Source organism: Streptomyces sioyaensis (genome assembly GCF_004122735.1).
Lineage (GTDB): Bacteria > Actinomycetota > Actinomycetes > Streptomycetales > Streptomycetaceae > Streptomyces > Streptomyces sioyaensis.
In genome coordinates this window covers 78,539-101,512 of the sequence record NZ_SDIF01000013.1, presented here as the reverse complement: position 1 = coordinate 101,512, position 22,974 = coordinate 78,539, and the positions used below count along the sequence as shown (strand labels likewise).

Here is a 22,974-nt window from a genome sequence, read left to right as displayed (position 1 = left end):
GTTCAAATGGCCATCGCCTCCTGGAGCCACCGGTTCACGCGGTACGGCAGCCACCACAGCAGCGGTCCGGTGCGGGCGATCAGCCGTTCCGCCAGGAAGTCGGCGGTGATGGCGTCGGGCACGGCCGACTGCAGGGCGCCGTAGGCCAGCGTGTCGATCGCCTCCCGGTACGCGGGCTCGTCCGCGGTGAAGCGGCGCAGGTCGCCCCACCGGCGGTCGCGGATCTGGACGAAACCCGGGCCCTGGCGCCACAGGCATTTGCAGAGATAGTGCTCCCTGCGCCACTGGGTGAGCGCGGCCGCCGGGTCGGCGGGGCCGGTGAGGGTCCCGGGCGGCTGGAGGTGGCTGAGGTCGCGCCAGCCGTCGTCGGGCTCCGCGGGCAGGCGCAGCCGCCACTGCACCAGGACCGCGCGGGCCGTCAGGTCGCGGATCAGGCACAGCCGTTGGACGGCGTGCGCGGCGGCGTCGGGCTCGTCGACCGCGGTCAGGTCGATGTCCTCGGCGAACCGCACACGGCGGACGCCGAGTTCCCACAGCCGGTCGGCCTGCTCCGTCGGCGGGCCGGCCGGAACGAGGGCGCCCAGGCTCATGCCCGGCAGTGCGCAGGCGGCTTCGTCGTAGTCCCGCCAGGCGCTGAGCGTCGGCCCGGTGGGGGTGGCGGTGCGGTGCATCGTGTCTCCTTGTGGACCGGCGTCAGACGTGGGCGACGGCGCGGGCGGCGTCGTCCGGCTGTTGCTGCGGGGCGGGGGCGGCATGGGTGTGGCGCATGTAGTCGAGCCGCAGCAGGTCCTCGTTGACGGCCGCCGGTGCCAGATGGACGTACTGGCCGCCGTCGGTGAAGACCAGCCCGAGCGTCACCCAGCGCTGGAGGAGGGCGTGGACGGCGGCCTCGTCGACGGTGTGTGCCGGCAGCCGCGCGGCGAGCTTGCGGGTGAGGGCGGCGGGGGCGTGCGGCTGGTCGAGGAGCCGGAAGGCCGCGGTCTCCAGCGGCTCGGTGAGTTCCATGGCGCCCCAGTCGAAGGCGCGGCGGCGGCTGACCAGCACGATGCGGTCGCCGAGGTCGGCGTGGGTGAGCCGGGCGTCCGCGTGGTACTTCTTCCAGGCGCCGAGGGCCTCGTTGAGCGCGGTGACGGTGGGCTCGGTGATGCCGCGTTCGGGTGCCTCGAAGACATAGGCCAGATCGAGCAGTTCGGACTCGGGCAGGTCGTAGGTGAAGCGGTAGTGCACCTCGGGGCGCAGGCCGGTGAAGCCGAGTTCGGGCCGGTTGAAGTACGGGCTGAAGCGTTCGATCGCGATGCGCGCGGACCGGTCGACCGGCGGGTTGAGGTGTTCCAGTGCCGGTATCTGGGCGATCACGGGCTCGTAGTCGGCGGCGGTCTCGCCGGGGAAGCCGTGGAGGTAGTTCCAGCAGACGGAGAGTCCGGTCTCGGCTCCGTCGCGGAGCATCCGGACGTTCTGACAGCCGCTCACGCCCTTGTCCATCAGGTCGAGCACCCGGCTGTTCAGGCTCTCGATGCCCGGCTGGACGTAGATCATTCCGGCCTCGGCGAGGGTGCGCAGCTGGGGGCGGCGCATGTTCGCCTTGATCTCGATGTGCATCCGCAGGTCGTAGCCGCTGTCGATGATGCGGGGCAGGACGGTGGTGAGGTAGCCCATGTCGAGGATGTTGTCGACGAGGTACATGTCCAGCACCCGGTGGCGGCGGGCCATGTCCATGATCTCGTCGAGGAAGGTCTCGGGGCTCTTGCTGCGGAACTGCATGAACGAGCCGTTGAGGCCGCAGAAGGTGCAGTGGTGCTTCTCGCCCCACCAGCAGCCGCGGGCCCCCTCGACGACGAGCTTGGGCTCCACCCAGTTGCTCGCCACGGAGGCCGCCAGCCGCTCGAAGTAGCCGTTGTAGTCGGGCGGGAGGATGGTGGCGGGCGGCAGCGGGCTGGTGCTCATCGGGTTGGCGGTGCTGGTGCCGTCGGCCTGCCGGTGGCACAGCCCGGGGACGGCGGACAGCTCGGTGCCCTCGTCGAGGGCGGTGAGAAGCTGCGGGAAGGCCGCTTCACCCTCGCCGCGGACCACGAAGTCCAGGAAGTCGAAGTTGCGGTGGGCGGCGGCGCCCTGCTCGGCGTCGCAGTTGGCGCCGCCCATGACGGTCTTGATGTGCGGGGCGAGGCGCTTGACGTATTTGGCGGCGGCCAGCGCCGCGGTGTTCTGCTGGAAGGTGGAGGTGAAGCCGACGACGTCGGGACCGGCCGCGACGATCCGCCCGGCGATCTCCTGGACGAACTCCGGTACCACGCGGTGCAGTTCGTGCGACATCTGCAACCGTTCCGCGCCCAGTTTGCCGCGCATCGCCGTGCTGAACTCCTTGGCGCGCCACTGGGGATCGTCGTAGAGCGCGGAGGAGAACACCCAGTCGCCGCATCCCATGAAGTACGAGGAGAGCGCATAGAACTGGTAGTCCTCCCCGGTGAATGCGGTACGCCGGGTGATCCAGTCGGTGAACTCCAGGTTGGCGTGCAGGACCTCGGCGTGTCCGGAGGTGCGCTCGTCGACGCTTCGTCTGAGGATTCCGAGTGCGAGCGAGGGCAGATCGATCGGGGACCAGGGCATATTGACCAGCAGGACACGCATATCGGCTCCACGTACGGCGGCGAATGGGGTGGCGGGCGGCCGGCGGCCGGCCGGTGCGGTGCACGGTCCGGCCGGCCCGGTGGCGCCGGGCCGGCCGGGGAGGATCAGTCCTCCTCGGTGTCCTCAGCGGCGCGGAACGGGACGGTCACCGTGATGCCGATGCTCGGCCGGCGGTTCTCCTCGTCGCCTTCGAGCGGGTCGTTGTGGATGATGTCCTTCTGCATGACTGTTCTCCTGTTCTGGCGAATTACGGAACGTGCGTCGTGCACTCGGGGGCACCGGATGGGCCGGTGCCCCCGAGAACCCCGTCCGCTGCGGAACGGGGAGTTCGACGGGCCGCGGGAGCACGGCGCAGGTGCTGGTCCAGGAAGCCCATGGCGCGCCGCAGTACGGCGACGTGGTGTGCGCCGGTGTATCCGTCGTGGCCGGTCTCCAGCCACAGGGACTCGTGCGGCACACCGGCCTCCCGCAGGGCGGTGAGGTAGCCGCGCACCTGGCCGGGCGGGCATTTGGCGTCGAGGGTGGCGGCGATCACCAGCAGCGGGGCGCGGACCTCGGCGGCGTAGGTGAGGGGTGAGCTGCGCGCGTAGCGTTCGGGCACGTCGTCGGGCGTGCCGCCGAACAGCCGCTCGTCCAGGGCCCGCAGCGCGGGGGTGCCGGTACGGTGGGCCGCCACGCAGTCGGCGACCGGTTTGACGGCGACCCCCGCCTGCCACAGGTCCGGGTGGGTGCCGAGCGCCAGCAGCGCCAGGTAGCCGCCCCAGGATGTGCCCCACAGACCGAGCGCGTCCTCGCGGGCCAGGCCGCGGCGCAGCAGATCGGTACGGACCGCGACGAGGTCGGCGACCTGGGTGAGCCCGACGCCCGCACCGAACGCGGTGCGCCAGCGGGGCCCGTATCCGGTGGAGCCGCGGTAGTTGACCCGGGCGACCGCGAACCCGGAGGCGACCAGGGAGTGCACCTCCTGGTCGTAGGCGTCGCGGTCGTGGTCGGCGGGGCCGCCGTGCACCAGGAACACCAGCGGGGGCCGCCGGCCGGGGGCCGGGTCCGGTTCGCTGAACAGGGTGTGGACGGGCCCGTCCGGGCCGGGGGTCCACAGCTCGCGGTGCCGGCCGGGTGCCCGGGCGGGCAGGGTGGTGAGCGCCGGGAGGCGGGTGCCCGCGGTGGAGCACATCCGCGGCGGGGTGGCCGTGTCGGTCCAGAGGTAGTGCACGTCGTCGCCCGGGTGCGGGGCGGCATCGAGCAGGGTGCCGGGCGGGGACGGCACCGGGGTCAGGGTGCGCCGGTCGAGGTCGGCGGCCGCGAGGGTGGAGCGGCCGTGGCGGTCCTGGCGGACGAGGACCCGGCGCCCTTCGGGGTACCAGCGCGCGGTGATCTCGGTGTCGAACCGGCACCAGTCCTGTACTCGCAGCCCCGCGCCGGGCCGCCACGTGGCCAGCCGGTAGTGGTCGTCGGCCTCCTGGACCAGCAGCAGTTCGGTGCCTGCCGGGGACGGTGCGAAGCCCAGCGCCCACAGTCGGCCGGTGCGGCCGGAGAACTGGTCGAGCAGGGCCCCGGAGCAGGTGAGGAGGGTGACCGCCCGGTCGGAGCCGGCCGCGCCCGACAGGACCAGCAGCCCGCCGGACGGCGAGATGCCCGCCAGCAGCGCATGGCCGTCGACGGTGTGCACCGCCCGGGCCGGACCGCCCGGAAGGCCGAGGTGCACGGTCATGGCGTGGCCGTCGCCGAGGCCGATGGCCACCGTCCCGGCGTGACTGACGGCGAGTCCGTGCGGCAGGCCCGGGGGCAGACCGGTCAGGCCGGGCAGCCGCGGCCCGCCCTCGAACTCCTGGAAGTACCAGCGCCCGGCGCCGCGCCGGTTCTCGGCGAACCACCACACCCGGGCGTCGGCGTCGAGGGCGCAGTGCAGGGTGCCGTCCGGGGTGTCGGTGACCTGGCGTGCGGTGCCGGTGGCGGCGTCCCAGGTGAAGATCTCGCAGCGGCCGCCGGCGTCCGCGGCCAGAGCCATGCGTGCCGGGTCGCGCGGGCAGACCTCGGGGAGCGCCGGCCGGTAGACCCGGAAGCCGGTGCCGGCGGACGGGGCCGCGGCGGGGCGTGCCGCGTTCGGGCTCATACGGGCTCCTCCCCCGTGCCGCGGGTGAGGGCCGGTGCCGCCCAGGTCGCATGGAGCGCGACCGCGGCCAGCAGGACGGCGCAGCCCACGAGGGTGGCCGCGGGCCCGATCCGGTCGGCGGACAGCCCGGCGAGCGCCGGTGCCAGGGCCGCGGCCGCGCCGGACGCGGTGGCCAGCACGGTGCCGGTGCGGGCCTGGAGTCCGGGAGGGGTGACCTGGATGATGCGGGCCTGCAACACCACGGTGGCCAGCGGCGTGAGCAGACACAACAGGCCGAAGAGCAGGCCGAATTGCCAGGCCTCACGGGCCGCCGCCAGGGCCGCGGCGGGCGGCACCATCAGCCAGGACACCGCCACCAGCACCCGCGTGGGCGAGCGCCGGCCGGCCAGCCGTGGCGCGAGCAGCGCACCGGCCAGGCCGGCCGCCCCGGCGAGCGCGAGGACGAGACCCGGCCCGGCAGCGCCGCGCCCCTGGCCCTGCAGGGCGAAGACCGTCGTGTAATACAGCGCGACGAGCAGCGCGTTGACGGCCGAGAGCCACCCGAGCGCCAGCCGCAGGAGGGGCTCGCGCCGGATCAGCGCCACCCCGGCCCCGGCTTCCGCGGCCGCCGCACGCCAGGTCCGGCGCGGGCTGCCGGCCGGCGGCCGCTGTTCTCGGGGCGGGGACAACTCGGTACGCAGGGCCCGAATACAGCCGGCCGCGACGGCGTACGAGAGGGCGTCGGCGAGGAACGGCAGCCAGCGCCCGGCCTGGAAGAGCACCCCGCCCAGGGCGGGCCCGAGGATCAGCGCGCCCCGCTCCCCCGCCTGTAATCGGGACAGCACCCGCTGGTGTTCCGCCGGCGGACACACCAGGGCGACGGTGCCCAGCGACGCCGCCTCGTAGCAGGAGGTCGCGGAGCGCTCGACGAGTACGGCGCCGATGAGCACGACCATCGGAACCGCGCCGGACCGGACGGCCAGCGCGACGCCGGTCATCGCGGCGGCGGACACCAGCGCGGCGCCCACCATCACCTGCTTTCGGGCCCCGCGGTCGGCGGGTATCGCGGCGAACGGGCCGAGCAGCAGCGTGGCGACCGCGCACAGCCCGGCCACGGCCCCGACCTCGGCCGGGGTCCGGCCCAGGCTCAGCAGCAACAGCGGCAGGACGAGCCCGGACATCTGGCTGCCCAGCGCGTCACAGGTGCCCGCGGACCAGAACAGCCGCATGTCGCGGCGCACTTGGGCCGGCGGAACGGCGGACACCGCCGCCGAGACGGAACCGGTCACCGGGCACGGCCCGGGGCCGGTCTCGCCACGCCGGAGCCGGCACCGACGCGCCCCGTCCCTGCCAGGTCGTACGCGGGGCGGTCCACCGGGACGTCAGGGCCGTCCGACGGGACGTCAGGACCATCCACCGCGCCGTCCGGAACGTCCGGCGGAGCGGTCCGGGGTGAGGCCGGGCGTAAGCCGTGCGGTGAGTCGTCCGCCGGGGGTGCCGATGTGCGCCGTTCCATGCGAAGCCACCTCGTATCCGTGGGTCGACCATGAAGATCGACTCACCAAAAGGTCAACTTACGGAGGAAATGTGTCCGAAGTGTGCCGGAGCTTAACCAGGCGGTGACGTGGGCCACAAGGTGTTGGTCCATGAACCTTCGGACGGCTTGCCACCAGCCCCCGGGGCGGTCAGCGGGCACTGGCCGCGGCGGCCGGCCGGTACCCCAGGACCGGGTCGCGTTCGACCGCACCGCTGGACGGCAGCAACGCCACGGCCAGCACGACCAACGGCAGCAGGGCGGCGGTGAGTTGGAGGGGAAGACTCCGGGACGGGGAGAGCCCACCGGGCGGGGCGGGTCCACCGGGCGGGGCGGGCACCACGGACGCGGGGAGCACCGCGCCGCTACGTCCCAGACCGGTCGGAGCGCCACATCGGACGTACTTTCCGGACATGCCCTCCCAGGTCCCCAGGGGCCCTGGGTACCCGGGGCCCTGGGGCACCGTCGCGCATCCCGCCCCGCGCTGACGCAGGCGCCCTCTACTGCCGCCGGTGTACCCGGGCGAGTAGCAGGACGGTGTCATCGGCCGGGGAACTCGCGACGAGATGGGAGAGGATGCGGTCGGCCGCGACCTCCAACGAGCCGGGCATCCGGCCCAGTTCCTCCTGGAGCCGGTGCAGACCCTCGTCGATATCGCGGCCCCGCGCCTCGATGAGGCCGTCGGTGTACAGCGCGAGAACGGCATCGTCGGGCAGGCCGAAATCCGCCGTGCGGAAGGTACTGCCGCCGATCCCGAGAGGGACTCCCAGCACCTCGTCGATGACCTCGATCCGGCCGCCGGGGTGCCGGACGAGGGGCGGCGGATGGCCGGCGCTGGCGAGCCGGGTGTGGCCGGTGCGGGGGTCGTAGCGGATGTAGAGGCAGGTCGCGAGCTCGATGCCGGCCTCCTGGGCGCACTGGTCGAGTTCAGCGAGCAGCTCGGCCGGTTCCTGGTCGTGCCGGGCCAGCGCCTTGGCCGTGATCCGCAGCCGGCCCATCGACGCGGCGGCCGAGACCCCGTGTCCCATGACGTCACCGACGACCAGGGCGACCCGGTGGTCGGGGAGCGCGATCACGTCGTACCAGTCGCCGCCGACCTCGGTGACGCGGCTGCCGGGCAGATAGCGGTGCGCGAGGTGCAGATACGGGCTGGGCGCCAGGAAGCTGGGCAGCAGGGCCCGTTGGAGGGTGAGCGCGATGTTTCTCTCCCGGCTGTACAGCCGCGCGTTGTCCAGGCACAGCGCGGACCGCGAGGCGAGCTCTCCGGCCAGGCTGAGGTCCTGCTCGGTGAAGTCCGCCCGGTGGACGGACCGGCCGAAGATGGCGAGTCCCTGGACCGTTCCCCGGGCGACGAGCGGGGCGAGGAGGAGAACGGCCAGCCCGCTGTCGGCCATCAGCCGGGCCCGCGAGGCGTCGAGCACCGTCCGCGCCAGGAAGTCGTCGTTCACCGGCACACAGAGCGGACGGCCGGACCGCAGCATCTGGTGGATGGCCGAGCCCGGCGGGTAGTGCACCTCTTTCAGCCCGCTGACCAGCTCCGTCGCGGGAGCGGGCAGCACGGTGCCGGAGGCGATCCGCCGGGTGTCCACGGGCAGCGCCGGGTCGAACGCCTCGCTCTCGTTCGTCCAGTCGACGAGCTCCACGACGGCTCCGTCGCAGAAGTCCGGCACCGCGGCGTCGACCAGCTCCTGGGCCGTGACCTCCACGTCCAGGGTCGTGCCGATACGGGCCGAGGCCCGGTCCAGCAGCGCCAGCCGCTGACGGCTGGCGGTGGCCTCCACAACGGCCTGCTCCTGGTCGGTCACGTCCACCAGCAGCCCGCCGACGCCGGGCCGGCTGCCGACGGCCCGGGTGAGCGGGAAGAAGCTCACCGACAGCACCGTGTCCCGGTCCGGGTGGCCGCGGGTACGCATCCCCACCCGCACCCCCGTGACGGTCCTGCCCTCCGTGGCGACGGAGCGCAGCATGCGCTCGTACTCGCCGTCGTCCGAGGTGATCATGATGTCGGTGAGGTGGCGCCCGAGGTGTTCCTCGATGGGCAGCCCGTTCATGTCGGCGAGTGCCTGGTTGAGGTGGCGGTAGCGCAGTTCCTCGTCGAGCATGACCAGGCCGATGGGGCAGGTCGCGAAGAGGGCGTCGAGGAAGGCGAGGTTGGTCTTGACCCGGTCCAGCTCGTCGCTGCGGCTCGACAGGGCCATCACGACCGTGCGCCCCGCCTCGCCGGTCACCGCGAAGACCCGGAATCCGCAGTCGAAGTCCGTGCCGTCCCGGTGTCTGACGCGCTGGCGGCCGCGCCAGTAGCCCTCGGTGCGGCCGCGGTCGGCCATGCGGGCGCATACGTCGTCGGCGCCGCCGGCGGCGGACCCGCGGAACAGGAGCCCGCCGGGCCGCGACAGCGCCTCGGCGGCGCGGTAGCCGAAGAGGTCCTGCGCGCCCGGGCCCCAGTAGCAGATCCGGTTGTCGTCATCGAGGCCGCACACGGCCACCGCCACGTGCTCCAGCAGCGACCCGGGCTCGGACCAGAGCGGCCCCCGGGCCTTCGCGTCGCTCGGCCGATCTGATGACACCGGCATTCCCTTCCGGCCGCCGCGCAGGCCGGCTGCCCCGCCCTGCGCGGCGGAGCGGCTCTCTCAATTCTGCGCTCGTCGCGCCCGTACGGACACTTCGGACCGCCGCGGGGGCCGCCGGGACCACCCGTGGGGGCCGGGACCACCCGTGGGGTGGTGCCCGCCGCTCACCGTCGAGGGCCACCGACGACAAAGTCGCCCCAAGCCCCTATAAAGCCGCACAAAGCGGGCGTAGGCTGACCAGGACGCCGTATTGCACCGCGAGCGAGCGATGGAGGCGTCGTATGACCGACCCTTACGGCTTCCTCAAGACCCCTCGCCGGCCCGTTGCGGCGCGCCCCGTCGAGGAGCGGCTGCACGACTGGCACGAGGTCTACGCGGGGCAGGCGCTGCTCCCGCTGATCTCGGAGCAGGCGGGGCGCTGCATGGACTGCGGCATACCGTTCTGCCACAACGGCTGCCCGCTGGGAAACCTCATCCCCGAGTGGAACGCGTACGCACGGCGGGGCGACTGGCGGGCCGCGGCCGAGCGGCTGCACGCGACGAACAACTTCCCCGAGTTCACCGGGCGGCTGTGCCCGGCGCCCTGCGAGGACGCCTGCGTACTGGCCCTCAACGCCGATCCGGTGACGATCAAGAACGTCGAGCAGGCCATCGCCGACCAGAGCTGGGAGCGCGGGTACACCGCGCCGCATCCACCGCAGCGGCTCAGCGGAAAGAGCGTGGCCGTCATCGGCTCGGGACCCGCGGGGCTGGCGGCGGCACAGCAGCTGACCCGTATCGGGCACACCGTCGCGGTCTACGAGCGCGCCGACCGCATCGGCGGGCTGCTGCGCTACGGCATCCCCGAGTTCAAGCTGGAGAAGTGGCACCTGGAGCGCCGCATCGCGCAGATGGAGGCGGAGGGGACCAAGTTCCGCACGGGGGTGGACATCGGCCGCGATCTCGACGCCACCGAGCTCACCCGGCGGCACGATGCGGTGGTCGTCGCCGTCGGCGCCATGGAGCGGCGCGAGCTCGCCGTCCCGGGCCGCGAGCTGGCCGGCATCCATCAGGCCATGGACTATCTGACGCTCGCCAACCGCGTCACGGAGGGCGACTACGCCTCGCCGCCGCTCACCGCCGAGGGCAGGCATGTGGTGATCGTCGGTGGCGGGGACACCGGCTCGGACTGCCTGGGCACCGCCCTGCGGCAGGGCGCGGCCTCCGTGGTGCAGCTCGACATCAACCCGGAGCCGGGCGACACCCGGCCACCGGCCCAGCCCTGGCCCGTCTATCCCAAGGTGTTCCGGATCTCCCACGCGCACGAAGAGGCCCGGGGCCGGGAGGGCTCGGACCCCCGGCTCTTCTCCTCCGCCACGCTCCGCTTCGACGGGGACACGTCCGGCCGGGTGCGCGCACTGCACCTGACGGAGGTGGAGCCCACGGCCAGGAAGCCGCGGCCGGACACCGAGCGCGAGATCCCGGCGGAGCTGGTGCTGCTCGCCCTCGGCTTCTCCGGTCCGGAGCGCGGTGGCGGACTCATGGAGCAGCTCGGGCTCACGCTGGACGACCGGGGGAATTTCGCCCGGGACACCGGCTTCGCGGCCGAGGTGGCGCGGCGGGACGCGTGGCCGGCCCGCCGCGGGGCGGATGGGGTGTTCGTCGCGGGCGACGCGGGACGCGGCCAGTCGCTGGTGGTGTGGGCCATCGCCGAAGGACGGTCCGCCGCCGCGGCCACCGACCGCTATCTCACCGGCTCCACCGAACTCCCGTCCCCCGTCTCCGCCATGGACCGGCCGCTGGTCGCCTACGGGGAGTGAGACACGATCAGATGGATCCCGTAGCCACCGAGGGCGGCGCAGAGCGCGAAGCAGAGAAACGCGGTGGCCCGTGCCAGCGGCTGCACCGCACTGCTGCGCCCCGTCCCGTTCATCCGCGGACCCTGGGAACGGGCCAGCGCGACGATCCCGAGCGAGAAGACCACCACGAGCAGGGTGACCAGGGCCAGGCTGACGACGCAGACCACGACGAGGCCGTGCCAGTCGATGTGCATGTCTTCACGCCTCTTTCTGTGACGCCCCGGCGGGGCCGTACTCGAAGGGGCCGGCCGGCCGCCGGCGCCACGGTCACGCCATGAGGTCGTCGGTTTGGTCCTGCTGCGCCTCGCCGGGGACTTCATTGACGTTCTTGGCGTCCACGGGGTGGCGCCGGGACAGCGCGTACATCCCGCCGACCGCGGCCAGGGCGCCGCCCGCCGCCAGCACGAGACCGGCGGTGCCGTGCCCCGCCAGCCAGGCCGAGGTGCCACCGACCGCGGCGGCGGCCGGAAGCGTGAGCACCCAGGACACCGCGATCCGGCCGGCGATCCCCCACCGGATCTCGGCCAGCTTGCGGCCGAGGCCGGCGCCGAGGATCCCGCCCGCGCAGACCTGCGTCGTCGACAGCGGGAATCCCATGTGCGAGGACGTCAGGATGACGGTGGTGGCCGTGGTCTCCGCGGTGAACCCCTGGGGCGACTCGATATCGGTGAGCCCCTTGCCCATGGTCCTGATGATCCGCCATCCGCCCGCATACGTGCCCAGCGAGATCGCCAGCCCCGCGCTGAGGATCACCCACCACGGCGGGTCCGCGCCCTGGCCCAGCACACCGGCGGAGATCAGGGCCAGGGTGATCACGCCCATGGTCTTCTGGGCGTCGTTCGTCCCGTGGGCCAGTGCGACCAGGGAGGCGGAACCGATCTGCCCGGTCCGGTACGCACGGTTGACGGAACCGCGCGGCGCACGACGGGTGATCACATACGCGAGGTACGTCGCCAGCAGGGCCGCCACACACGCCACGGCCGGAGAGATCACGGCGGGGAGCACGATCTTCTCCACCACCTGCCCGAACCGGACCGCGCTGGTGCCCGCACCCACCCAGACGGCCCCGATCAGCCCGCCGAACAGGGCATGCGACGAACTCGACGGCAGGCCCGCGAGCCAGGTGAGCATGTTCCACAGGATCGCCCCGAGCAACCCGGCGAAGATCATCGTGAGGCTGACCTTGGTGTCGTTCACGATCCCGCCGGAGATCGTCTTGGCGACCGTCGTGGACAGAAACGCGCCCGCCAGATTGAGGACCCCCGCGATCACCACGGCGACCCGTGGAGCCAGTGCCCCGGTGGCGATGGAGGTGGCCATCGAGTTGGCCGTGTCGTGGAACCCGTTGGTGAAGTCGAAGGCGAGCGCCGTGACGATCACCGCGACGAGCAGGAGCGAGACGCCGTCCACCGAGACCTCCAGTCCAGAAACGCACATTCCGGACGCGTGACGTTACAGTAAGTAACGACCCCGGCTTGCCGAGCCTCGCCGTGCGGCGGCGGCCGACCACTGCACCAGCCGCCATGCCCGCTGCCCACAGGCGGGCGCGCACAAGCCGATGGGTCCGGCCGGTTGCCCGGCCGAACCCATCGGCTTGTGTGCGCGTCAGTTCAGATCACGCAGCGGGATCAGTGACCGCCCTCGTCGACGACGGCGACCTCCTCGATGTTCTGCTCGATCGTCTCACCCGACACCGCGGTGCTCCGGGCCCAGAAGTAGATCCCCACGGCGAACGCCGTGACGAGCACCATGTCCCACCACATCGGGAGGTGGCTCTGGCCACCGAAGCCACCCTGCCAGGAGATCAGGCCCATGCCGATCAGGTACACCGGAAGCCACTGCGCGGCCTTCCAGTCCAGGCGCGGGGCGTTCGGCAGCTGCTTCTTCGTCGCGTACCAGGCGTAGCTGCCGAGCAGCACATACCCGATGATGATCGCCCAGCCGAGCCGCTGGAGGGTGTCCCAGCCGGCCCAGTAGATGATCAGGCTCGCGACGACGAAGGCCAGCGGCGAGATCACATTGCCGCCGGGCAGCCGGTACGGACGCTCGTGGTTCGGCAGCCGGTCACGGAACACCCCGAAGGCCAGCGGGGCACCGGCGTACATCAGCACGCTCGCCGAGGTGATGAAGGAGACCAGCTCCTGCCAGCTGGGGAAGGGCAGGAAGCAGATCACGCCGGTCACGAACGAGATGATCAGGCCGAACCACGGCACGCCGCGGCCGTCGGTCTTCTCGAAGAGCCTGGGCGCATAGCCGTTCTTGCTCAGGCCGTAGGAGATGCGCGAGGTCGAGGTGGCGTAGATCAGGCCGGTGCCACCGGGGGAGATGATCGCGTCCGCGTACAGGACCCAACCCAGCCAGCCCAGACCGATGACGGTGGCCAGACCGGCCCACGGGCCGCTGATGCCGGCGTAGTCGAGCTTGGCCCAGCCGTGCACGAAGGAGGCCACCGGCAGTGCACCGATGTAGACCACCTGGAGCGCGACGTAGATGACCGCGCCGATCAGGACCGACCCGATCGTGGCGCGCGGCAGGTCACGCTTGGGGTTGCGGCTCTCGCCCGCGAGCTGGATGGCCTGCTCGAAGCCGAGCAGCGCGAAGATGATGCCGCTGGTGCTGATGGCGCTGAGCACGCCCTTGGCGCCGAACGGCGCGAAGCCGTGCGACGTGAAGTTGTGCGGGTGGAAGTTGGTGGCCGCGATCACGAAGATCGCCCCGAGGGGAACGGCGATCTTCCACCACGTGGCCGCACTGTTGGTGTGCGCCAGCACCTTCACACCGAGGAAGTTCACCGCGACGAAGACCGCCATCAGGAAGACGGCGACGATGAAGCCGCTCGTGGTGAGAGTCCCGTTCGAGTGCAGGAAGCCCTGGGCCCAGGACCAGTGACCGGCGTAACCGATCATGGCCTCGACCTCGATCGGAGCCACCGTCGCCGCCTGGAGCCAGGAGAACCAGCCGAACGACATTCCGGCCAGACCGCCGAAGGCGTAGTGCGGGTAGCGCGCCGTGCCGCCGGCCACCGGGAAGAGGCCGCCGAGCTCGGCGTGCACCAGTGCCAGCAGGACGATCGCGACCGCGCCGATACACCAGGAGATCAGCGCCGCCGGACCCGCCACCACTACGGCCTTTTGCGCTCCGTACAGCCAACCGGATCCGATGATGGATCCGACGGAGGCCCACATCAGACCGATGAGTCCCACATCCCTGCGGAGGGTGCCGGACTCACGTGGCCTGACCGGAGCGATCTCGTCAACGCTTGCCATAAGAGGCCTTTCAAGACAGGACTGGCTCAAAATTTGCCTCAGATTAGGGAGCATTCAGAGCCCTGCAAAGAGCCATTGGCTGAATAGTTATATTCCATGACCTTCCTTTAGGAAGTCATTACCTAACCCTCGACTCGACACTGTGGACATTCGACGGAAGATAGGCAGGGAAGGGTTCTACGGGCGGCCGGCGTAGCACTCAGCAACAATCCGGTCACCCATCCGACTGTCGGCGCCGAGTCCATTTGAGGAACTCTTGAGGTTTCTCGGCGCGGCATTGCCGTGACCGGAGAAAGCCCAGCTCGCGCGGCCGGAAATTCCCCAGGGGATCTTCGCCGCACCCCGCCCCTCACCCGGCGTCAGCGCGTGGACCGGACGATCAAGGGCGCTCCCCACCCCGGCATACCAGGTGGTCAGGCAAGTGGTCGGCCCGCCCGGGCACCGGGCTCCCACCCTCCGGGTCACCACTCCCCCATGGCCGCCGCGTCCCCCCTCCAGGCAAATAGGTGGATGAGGAATGCAATAGGGGAAGGGCACCGAAGACGCGGCGACTTCGACCGGACAACGCCCGCGGCGACCACCCCCGACCGGATCTGGAATTTTCTGCACGCGTCGGCTCCCTGGATCCCAAAGAAGCTTTCGGAGTTCCGGTCGAAGAAGTCGACATGCCCTTCCCGTGCGGGCAGATAAACGTTGTAGAGACCATCAAGACGTACCTCAAACCTTCCTCAAGTCGCTCCTCGCACAAACGACTCGCCCTCAACATCCGCCGGAGAGTTAGGGAGTTCCGCGCCGCCGGCGACACCCGCCCGGCGCACTGCCGAGCGACCAGGCGCCCATGAATACTGCAAGGGGCACAACTGGCCGACTGCGTACGTCACTTGGCGGACGTATGCACCACGGGCCGCAGGGGCGGATCAACTCGGCCGGGCCCCGGCCTCGTTACGCATTGCGTGGACTGCTGTTCGATATCCGGGCACGGGGCGCCGCGGCACCGTCCTCGCGGCCGGCAGAGGGAGCCATGGCGACGGAAATGGGCGTCGCACAGCCATGCGATATCCCGGCGTGGTGTTGTCAGGTGCAGGAGTACGCAAGGTACATATGAAGCATGGCCCGAATCTCCGGCCGCTTCCCGTGGCTCACCTCGGAGCGCAGGTTCACCGGTCGGCACCCGGACGACGAGGGCCGGCGTGAGCGGCGTGACGGCTCGCCGACGGCACCGGGGGGACGCCTGCGCGCGCTGGCGAGTACCCGCAGCGTCGCCGGTCAGATGTTCCTCCTCCAGGTCCTCATCGTGCTGCTGCTCATCGTGGCGTCGGTGACCGCGTTGCTGCTCCAGTCCCGCAGCGACAGGTTCCAGGGGGCACGGGACCGTTCGGTCGCCGCGGCGGAGGCCTTCGCCCACAGCCCGGGACTGGTGGCCGCGCTGCGCAGCCCCGACCCGTCCGCGGTGCTCCAGCCGCTGACCGAGGCGGCCCGCAAGCGGGCCGGCGTCGACTTCATCGTCGTCATGAACCGCGCCGGGATCCGCTATACGCATCCCAGGCCGGAGCAGATCGGCAAGCACTTCGTCGGCACCATCGGACCTTCGCTCGCCGGCCACGTCACCATCGAGAGCGTCGTCGGCCCGCTCGGCCACGAAGTGCAGGCGGTCGTCCCCGTGCAGGACGCCCGGGGCACGGTGGTGGGCCTGGTGTCGGCCGGGATGCGGGTCAGCCGGGTGAGCAGCGCGGTGGACCATCAACTGCCGGTCGTACTCGGCGCCGGAGCCGCCGCCCTCGCGCTGACCACGGCCGGCACGGCGCTGGTGACCCGCCGCCTGCGGCGCCAGACCCACGGGCTCGGCCCCGTGGAGATGACCCGGATGTACGAGCACCACGACGCGGTGTTGCACGCGGTGCGCGAGGGCGTGCTCATCGTCGACGCGGACGGGCGCGTGCTGCTGGCGAACGACGAGGCGCGCCGGCTGCTCGGCCTGCCCTCCGACGTGGAAGGGCACCGCGTCAGCAACCTCGGGCTCGACCCCCGCACGGCCGAACTTCTGGTCTCCGGGCGCGTGGTCACCGACGAGGTGCTCCAGGTCGGAGACCTCCTGCTGGCGGTGAACATCCGGCTCACGGATCCCCGCGGGGGACCGTCCGGCACGGTGGCCACCCTGCGGGACTCCACCGAGCTGCTCGCCCTCGCGGGAAAGGCGGAGGCCGCCCAGGGCCGGCTGCGGCTGCTGTACGAGGCGACCGTCGCCATCGGCACCACGCTCGATGTGCGGCAGACCGCCGGGGAACTGGCCCAGGTCGCGGTCGACCGGTTCGCCGACTACGCCACGGTCGACCTCGCCGAGCCCGTCCTGGCCGGTGAGGAGCCGCCGGCGGGCGCGTACAGCGAGGCCCCGGAGCTGCGCAGGGTGGCGCTGTCCGGTCTCCCTGAGGACCATCCCCTCTACCGGGTGAACGAGCTCCACCGGTACACCGTGCCCAATCCGATGGCCACCGGGTTCATCACCGGACGGTCCGTGCTCGTCCCCGATCTGCGGGACGCCGAGGAGTGGCGCGCCCAGGAACCGGAGCGCTTCCGGCTGGCTCTGGAGCACGGGATCCGGTCCCTCATCACGGTTCCGCTGCGGGCCCGCGGTGTGCTCATGGGGGTCGCCAACTTCTGGCGTTCCCGCGACAACACCCCCTTCGAGGAGGGTGACCTGACCCTGGCCGACGAGATGGCGGCCCGGGCCGCCGTGTCCATCGACAACGCGCGCCGATTCACCCGCGAGCACGCCATGGCCGTCACCCTGCAGGAGAGCCTGCTCCCCCGCGGCCTGCCCGAGCAGGACGCCCTCGACCTCGCCCACCGCTATCTGCCCGCGCAGACCGGGGTGGGCGGCGACTGGTTCGATGTCATCCCGCTGCCGGGCGCCCGGGTCGCCCTGGTCGTCGGCGATGTGGTCGGTCACGGCCTCCATGCCGCCGCCACCATGGGCCGGCTGCGGACCGCCGTGCAGAATTTCTCCAGCCTCGACCTGCCGCCCGACGAGCTGCTCAGCCACCTGGACGAGTTGGTCCACCGCATCGACCACGAGGTGACCGCGGCGGACGACGAGGCCACGGTCGCGGGCGCCACCTGTCTGTACGCGATCTACGACCCGTCCTCCGGGCGCTGCACGATGGCCCGGGCCGGCCACCTCCCGCCGGCGCTCGTCCACCCCGACGGCACCGTGGAGTACCCGGATCTCCCCGCGGGGCCGCCGCTCGGCGTCGGCAGCCTCCCCTTCGAGGCCCTGGATCTGCATCTGCCCGAGGGCAGCAGCCTCGTCCTCTACACCGACGGCCTGGTCGAGGGCCGCAACCACGACATCGACACCGGCATGCAGAACCTCGCCACGACGCTGGCGCAGCCCGGCCGGAGCCCGGACGAGATCTGCGAAACCGTCCTGAGCGCGCTCCCCCCGGCCCGGCAGCGCGATGACATCGCGCTGCTCGCGGCGCGCACCCATCTGCTGGACCCCGAGCGCATCGCGGAGTGGGAGGTGCCGTCCGACCCCGCGGCGGTGGCCGAGGCACGCGCGAACGTCACCCGACAGCTGGCGCGGTGGGACCTGGACGAGATGGCGTTCGCCACCGAGCTCATTCTCAGCGAGCTCATCACCAATGCCATCCTCTACGCCACCGGTCCGCTCCATGTGCGACTGCTCCACGACCGCACCCTGATCTGCGAGGTCTCCGACACCAGCAGCACCTCCCCGCATCTGCGCTATGCGGCCGAGGAGGACGAGGGCGGCCGCGGGCTCTTCCTCGTCGCCCAGATGGCTCAGCGATGGGGCACCCGGTACACGCCCGAAGGCAAGATCATCTGGGCCGAACAGACCTTGCACTGAGCGGTCGCGGGCGGCCGCGCCGAGCGGTGGCGGACGGCCGTCCCCAGCGGTGACAAGCAGCCGCGCCGAGCGGTGGCGGACGGCCGCGCGTCGTCCGGGGACGTACGCGAGGCCGCCCGGCCCGCTCCTCCTCTCACCGCGTCTTGCCGCCCTTGACGTCGACCGGCCGGTCGTCGTTCAGCTCGCTGAAGAGCTTGTGCGCCTGTGCCCGGTCCCAGAGCACGGCGCTGCCCTTGCGGGTGCGGAAGCCCAGGCTGGACACCGGAACCTCGATCTGCTTGCCGTGCCCGCCCGTGACGCCCTGGACCGCCCGGAACATCTTCGCGAGGTCCAGCAGGCCGGTGTCCCGGTCGACGATGAGCGTGTCCAGCCCGGCGTTCAGCGCGCCGTAGAGCGAGAACGGGTTGAGCACGGTGCCCGGCTTCCCCGCCCGGTGGGCGAGCGCGGACAGGAACTTCCGCTGGTTCTGGCTGCGTCCCAGGTCGCCCTGGGCCTCCTGGTGGCGCTGGCGGACGAAGGCCAGCGCCGCCTTGCCGTCGAGGGTGTGACAGCCCTTGGTGAAGTTGGCCCCGGACTTCTTGTCCTTCAAGTCCCGGTCCAGGCACATCGGGACGCCGCCGACCGCGTTGACGAGGTTCACGAAGCCCGCGAAGCCGACTTCCACGTAGTGGTGGACCGTCACGCCGGTGTTGCGCTCGATGGTGCGGACGAGCATCTTCGGACCCCCGACGGCGAACGCCGCGTTCAGCTTGTTCTTGACCGGGCCGTAGTGCTTGCCGGTCATGGGGCTGGTGTGGCCCGGCACGGTCAGCCAGGAGTCACGTGGCAGGCTCACCATGGTGGTGCCGCCCGCGCCGGTGTGCAGCAGAATCATCGAGTCGGTGCGCCGGCCGCCGGCCGATCCGGTGTGCAGATCCCGCTTCTCCTCGTCGGAGAGGCCCTCGCGGCTGTCGGAGCCCACGATGAGGTAGTTGGTGCCCTTGCCGGCCCGCGGCCCCTGGCCGGGTGTACCGAGGTCGACCTCGGTGTTGAGCTTGGTGTCGGCCCAGGCGAGGGTGCCGGCCGGGACGCCCAGCAGCACCACGAGCACACCGATGACGAGCCGCCGCACCGGCCTCCTGCGCCGGGAACGATGCGACCGCGGCCCGGCACCGGCCCTCTCCTGATCCGTACGGCCGTCTCCTCCTCGGTCCGGAGGGCCGTCCGCTCGCTCCGTACGGCCGTCTCCGCCGTCCGCGCGGCCGTCGTCCTGCCACGACGAGGGCGGGCCCGGCGGGGCGGCGTACCCGTCCGCAAAGGGCTCAGCCGGGTGCGGGTGCGGGGGCGGGGGCGGGTCCTCGTGCCACAGGGGTTCGGCCGCGTCCACCACCTCCCCCGCCACGATGCGCCGGCCGCGCCAGGATCCGCCCGCTTCCCACACGTCGTCCAGTTCTGCGTCCCGCGTCACGTACGGACGGGCGCCCGCACCGTGCGACGGGTGTCCGTCCGGAGCGTACGGGCCCGCTCCGAACACATCGCTGTCGGCCCAAGGGCCCCGCGAGTTGCTCATGTGTGCACTCTCCTCGGTCACTTCGACGACAGACTGCTCGGCTGTGGGACGGGCTCCTTGAGCAAGTGCTGGTTGGCGGTGCCGGAGCGCTGCATGCGGTGCCACTTCAGCCGGGTGCCGAGCAGGGCGGTGACCACGGACTGGATGACGACGAGATACAGCAACTGCCGGTAGAAGAACAGCTGGAGCGGCAGGGCCCACAGCGACCGGAGCGGTTCGTGGTCCAGCCGCAGTGCGTAGGCGGCGGTGATCAGCTGGATGACGAGGAAGCCGAGCCAGACCCCGACCGCCTGCCCGGTGTCGCCGAAGCACAGGCCGTACAGGGCGAAGACATCGACGACCGGCGCGAAGAGCGGTAACACGATCTGGAACAGGGCGAGATAGGCGAGCCCTCGGCGGCCGAAGCGTCCGGCCGGGCCGACCTCCACCACGGCGTGGCGGTGCTTCCACATGGATTGCAGGGTGCCGTAGCACCAGCGATAGCGCTGCCGCCACAACTGGTCCAGGCTGCTGGGCACTTCGGTCCAGGCGATGGCCGTCTCCTCGTAGACCACCCGTCGGCCCATCCGCCACAGCGCCATCGTGAGGTCGGTGTCCTCGGCGAGGGTGTCGTCACTGATACCGCCGATGGCCAGCAACGCGTCCCGGCGGAAGGCACCGATCGCGCCGGGAACCGTGGGCATGCACTCCAGCACCTCGAACATGCGCCGGTCCAGGTTGAACCCGAGGACGTACTCCAGATGCTGCCATCTGCCCAGCAGCCGCCGCCTGTTGCCCACCTTGGTGTTTCCGCTGACCGCGCCGATCGTCGGGTCGGCGAGCGGCTGGATGAGGCGGTGCAGGGCCTCCGGCTCGAAGACCGTGTCCGCGTCGATCATCACGATGATCTCGCAACGCGCGTAGCGCAGGCCCGTGCTGAGCGCCCCGGGCTTACCGGAGTTGGGCTGTTCCACCACGCTCACCCGCGGATCGGTGATGCCGCGGGCGATCTCCACGGTCCGGTCCGTCGACCCGTCGTCGATGACGATGATCTGCAGGTCGCGGTGGGTGGAGGCGAGCAGGGAACGCACCGTGGCCTCGATGCCCGCCTCTTCGTTGAAGGCGGGCACCAGGACCGTCACCGGGTCGTTCACCTCGCGCAGCCAGGGCGCGCCGGAGCGGTGCCGGCGCCGGCGCCGCACATGCACCCGGGCGAGGAGGGCGAGCAACACCAGCCGGAGCATGCCCAGTCCGCCCGCGATGCCCAGCGCCCAGGTCATGGAGCGGGCGAAGGTGTGCCCGACAGACTGCGTCCACATCAGTGCCTTCCCCTGCGCCCGTTCCGCGAAGGAAGCCGTCGAGGTCAGCGAGGGCCGTCCGAGTCCGCCCGTGACGGTGGTGAACTCTCCCACGTTCGGGTCGGCGAGCAGCTGCTTCGCCTCCTGGTATCCCAGGGCGGTGTGGCTGTACTGGCGTACCACCCCCAGCGGGGGCTTACGCGACCGGGCAGTGGCGGCGACCACGACGTACCCCTGGTCGGTGGCGCGCCGTGCGGCCGGCCATTCGGCGCCGCACAGGGTGTCGGCGGTGGTGGTGTGCGGCAGGCGCAGCAGCCGGGTGTTGACGTCCGCGGCTCCCGCCAGGGCGGTCTGGGTGAGGGCGAGTTCCCAGTGCGCGCGCAGGTGCGAGGCGCTGCCCAAGTCGCCGCCGGTATAGGTGTACGAGCCGATCTCATGGCCCTCGTCGCGGATCCGTCGCACCAGGTCCGGATGGCGGGCCGCCTGATTGCCGTAGAGGAAGAAGGTCGCCCGTGCGTGCCGTGCCCGCAGCAGGTCGAGCAGGCGCGGTGTCCATACCGGGTCGGGCCCGCCGTCGAAGGTGAGCGCGGCGGTACGGAACGGCATTTGCGCGGTCTCGGCTCCTTTGCCGGTGATCCGCAGCACGGGGTCCCCGTTGTCCGCGGACTTCGGTATGGGGCTGGTGCAGGCTCGTCTGTGCCGGGCTCCGTCGACCTCATGGGTCGTCCAGCCCTCGAACAGCAGCGAAGCGGCGACGATGGGGAGGATCAGCAGCAGCAGTAACCAGTGCCAGCGTGGGGGGCGGCGCAACGCATGCCGCCCCTGCCCTGACAACGCCACAATGGGCCCTTTCTGTCGAGCGGACGTGCCACATGAGAGGCGTGTGCGTCCGCGCAGGCAGCCATGGCGCCTGCGCGGACGCACACGTCCCGGGTCAGTGCCGGGGAGGCTTCACGCCCGGGGGCGGAAGCGCACCGGTCCGGCTGTGGTCACGGGGCAGGAGTGGTGCGGGAAGGGGCCCTGGAGGGGTGGTGACCGATGGGGACAGCCCGTCCGGAGGTGTCGGGAGTCGCCGAGGGACCGGCGCGGCCCGGCGCTCTGGGCGCCGGGCGTGACGTGTGGTCCGGGAGCGGGTCGGCCTTTCCCGGCGCCGGCTTTCCGGCCGGCTGCAGGAGGCCGCCGAACACCACGGCGAGGAGGACGAGATATCCGGTGCACATGCACCCTACGGTCAACGCTGCGTGCCCCAGGAAGCGTCTGCGCCGACCTGAGTTGTCGACAAATACGGGACGATTCCCTTGCTTACCGGGGCGACTGCTGTGGGGGGTAGCGGTTCGCATGGAGCGTGAGTGTAACCAGTTAACCGCGAATGAGAATAGGCAAGGTCAGCCAGCGTCTTCCGCCCTCCGATGACGGTGGCAAAGACCATCGGGCGAGCCGGGACTCCCGCTCCCCCTTATGATCTCACTCGTCAACATACCTATTCACGCGCATCGATGGTTCACAGCGAGCCGGATCGATGCCCCCGTGGAGCCCGGCAACCCCACCCCGGCCCATCCATACTGTGAAGTAACTCACGCCAAGTCGCGATAGTGTCAAGTAATTGAACTGCTTACTGCGCACCATGTTCGTTTTGCTCCCGACTGACCGGTAACGAGCCTCTTGTGCAGGCCGGTGCCGCATCGTCGCGCGGCTTCCTCCACGGCCACCGCACCCCCACAGCCGCCACCGCCCGGGCGCACCGCGCGGCCCCCGGCACACCCTCGCATCAGGCGCTTTGACGTCGCCGCGGGACGCCACCCGGAGCCCACGCCCCGCGGCCGGAGCGGCGCCCAAGTCATGTGATTCCGCGGCATGGTGAGATACCGATGAAATACCTGGAGATATCCCGGCCCGCCACGCTCCCGCACCACCCTGCACTCGCGACCGAAACCAAACGAAGAAAGACACGAGACAGGCCGGCCATATTGCAGGCAATTCTCCGTCCGTTGAAATTGCCATGCCCGTTTACGGTTGAGAACGGTCACGGATGGATACCCGGTATTCATTCCCCGGATGACCGCCACCGATCATGGCCGGAATGCTTGCACCGTCACCTCCTTCACCTTCTCCCGGATACCGCCATATCTGCAGCAGTGATCAGCGGACTTCCTCCCCGCACCTCAACGAACCGGCATTGACGGTCTGTTACGGGAGGATTTCCTGACCATGGCGGCAAAGTCGTCAACCGGACGCTCCCGCACGGCTCCGCACGCTCGGGCGCCGGGGCCGGCCACCCGCCTCACCTGCCCGCACCGGGCAACCGGCGCGCGATCGTGATGCCCTGTCAGGTCCGTGACACCGGGGCACACCAGG

Annotated in this window: 13 protein-coding genes; 2 read left to right on the top strand and 11 right to left on the bottom strand. The window is 71.3% G+C overall.

The window, feature by feature from the left end; all coding sequences use genetic code 11:
* Positions 1-2: 2 nt before the first annotated feature.
* From EST54_RS07370 to EST54_RS07345, 6 genes are all read right to left on the bottom strand, one after another.
* Positions 3-671 carry a DUF5825 family protein gene (locus EST54_RS07370; RefSeq protein WP_129246260.1) on the bottom strand — a complete coding sequence of 223 codons (669 nt, stop codon included), beginning with the start codon at positions 669-671 and terminating at the stop codon, positions 3-5.
* Between the two features lie 22 nt (positions 672-693).
* A complete protein-coding gene (locus tag EST54_RS07365) occupies positions 694-2,625 on the bottom strand; it encodes a RiPP maturation radical SAM C-methyltransferase (protein WP_129246257.1) in 1,932 nt (643 codons plus the stop codon).
* Between the two features lie 247 nt (positions 2,626-2,872).
* Positions 2,873-4,738, bottom strand: coding sequence for a S9 family peptidase (locus EST54_RS07360; protein WP_129246255.1), 1,866 nt, complete (start codon positions 4,736-4,738; stop codon positions 2,873-2,875).
* Complete coding sequence (locus EST54_RS07355) at positions 4,735-5,958, bottom strand: MFS transporter (RefSeq protein WP_244942461.1); 1,224 nt, start codon at positions 5,956-5,958, stop codon at positions 4,735-4,737. Before EST54_RS07355 ends, EST54_RS07360 begins: the two co-directional genes overlap by 4 nt.
* 444 nt (positions 5,959-6,402) lie before the next feature.
* Positions 6,403-6,609, bottom strand: a complete 207-nt coding sequence (locus tag EST54_RS07350) for a hypothetical protein (RefSeq protein ID WP_129246251.1) — start codon at positions 6,607-6,609, stop codon at positions 6,403-6,405.
* 142 nt (positions 6,610-6,751) lie between these two features.
* Positions 6,752-8,818 carry a SpoIIE family protein phosphatase gene (locus EST54_RS07345; protein WP_244942460.1) on the bottom strand — a complete coding sequence of 689 codons (2,067 nt, stop codon included), beginning with the start codon at positions 8,816-8,818 and terminating at the stop codon, positions 6,752-6,754.
* A 284-nt stretch (positions 8,819-9,102) separates the two neighbouring features.
* On the opposite strand from EST54_RS07345, the gene EST54_RS07340 reads away from it, so the two are divergent.
* Positions 9,103-10,620 (top strand): glutamate synthase subunit beta, encoded by a 1,518-nt coding sequence (locus EST54_RS07340; RefSeq protein WP_129246247.1) that lies wholly within the window; start codon positions 9,103-9,105, stop codon positions 10,618-10,620.
* Here the strand turns inward: EST54_RS07340 and EST54_RS07335 are convergent.
* The 3 genes from EST54_RS07335 to EST54_RS07325 all read right to left on the bottom strand — a co-directional run bounded on the left by EST54_RS07335 (position 10,608) and on the right by EST54_RS07325 (position 13,925).
* A complete protein-coding gene (locus EST54_RS07335) occupies positions 10,608-10,853 on the bottom strand; it encodes a hypothetical protein (protein WP_129246245.1) in 246 nt (81 codons plus the stop codon). The two genes, EST54_RS07340 and EST54_RS07335, sit on opposite strands and share 13 nt — an antisense overlap.
* A gap of 73 nt (positions 10,854-10,926) precedes the next feature.
* Positions 10,927-12,096, bottom strand: a complete 1,170-nt coding sequence (locus EST54_RS07330; RefSeq protein WP_239012566.1) for an inorganic phosphate transporter — start codon at positions 12,094-12,096, stop codon at positions 10,927-10,929.
* 191 nt (positions 12,097-12,287) lie between these two features.
* On the bottom strand, positions 12,288-13,925 hold the full coding sequence (locus EST54_RS07325) for an APC family permease (RefSeq protein WP_167511501.1): 1,638 nt from the start codon (positions 13,923-13,925) through the stop codon (positions 12,288-12,290).
* Between the two features lie 1,108 nt (positions 13,926-15,033).
* Here EST54_RS07325 and EST54_RS07320 point away from each other — a divergent pair.
* Entirely contained in the window at positions 15,034-17,793 is a 2,760-nt protein-coding gene (locus tag EST54_RS07320; protein ID WP_392567418.1) for a SpoIIE family protein phosphatase, read from the top strand.
* A gap of 133 nt (positions 17,794-17,926) precedes the next feature.
* Here EST54_RS07320 and EST54_RS07315 read toward each other — a convergent pair whose 3' ends face one another.
* The gene (locus tag EST54_RS07315; RefSeq protein ID WP_129246244.1) at positions 17,927-19,342 is read right to left on the bottom strand and encodes an LCP family protein; all 1,416 of its coding nucleotides are present in this window, start codon (positions 19,340-19,342) and stop codon (positions 17,927-17,929) included.
* 17 nt (positions 19,343-19,359) lie between these two features.
* Positions 19,360-21,459 (bottom strand): bifunctional polysaccharide deacetylase/glycosyltransferase family 2 protein, encoded by a 2,100-nt coding sequence (locus EST54_RS07310; RefSeq protein WP_129246242.1) that lies wholly within the window; start codon positions 21,457-21,459, stop codon positions 19,360-19,362.
* Between the last annotated feature and the right edge of the window lie 1,515 nt (positions 21,460-22,974).

Excerpts from the sequence above, each read along its gene's own strand:
- EST54_RS07340 (WP_129246247.1), top strand. The coding sequence starts at position 9,103 with ATGACCGACCCTTACGGCTTCCTCAAGACCCCTCGCCGGCCCGTTGCG.
- EST54_RS07320 (WP_392567418.1), top strand. The coding sequence starts at position 15,034 with ATGGCCCGAATCTCCGGCCGCTTCCCGTGGCTCACCTCGGAGCGCAGG.
- EST54_RS07360 (WP_129246255.1), bottom strand. The coding sequence starts at position 4,738 with ATGAGCCCGAACGCGGCACGCCCCGCCGCGGCCCCGTCCGCCGGCACC.
- EST54_RS07335 (WP_129246245.1), bottom strand. The coding sequence starts at position 10,853 with ATGCACATCGACTGGCACGGCCTCGTCGTGGTCTGCGTCGTCAGCCTG.
- EST54_RS07365 (WP_129246257.1), bottom strand. The coding sequence starts at position 2,625 with ATGCGTGTCCTGCTGGTCAATATGCCCTGGTCCCCGATCGATCTGCCC.
- EST54_RS07330 (WP_239012566.1), bottom strand. The coding sequence starts at position 12,096 with ATGTGCGTTTCTGGACTGGAGGTCTCGGTGGACGGCGTCTCGCTCCTG.
- EST54_RS07325 (WP_167511501.1), bottom strand. The coding sequence starts at position 13,925 with ATGGCAAGCGTTGACGAGATCGCTCCGGTCAGGCCACGTGAGTCCGGC.
- EST54_RS07370 (WP_129246260.1), bottom strand. The coding sequence starts at position 671 with ATGCACCGCACCGCCACCCCCACCGGGCCGACGCTCAGCGCCTGGCGG.
- EST54_RS07315 (WP_129246244.1), bottom strand. The coding sequence starts at position 19,342 with ATGAGCAACTCGCGGGGCCCTTGGGCCGACAGCGATGTGTTCGGAGCG.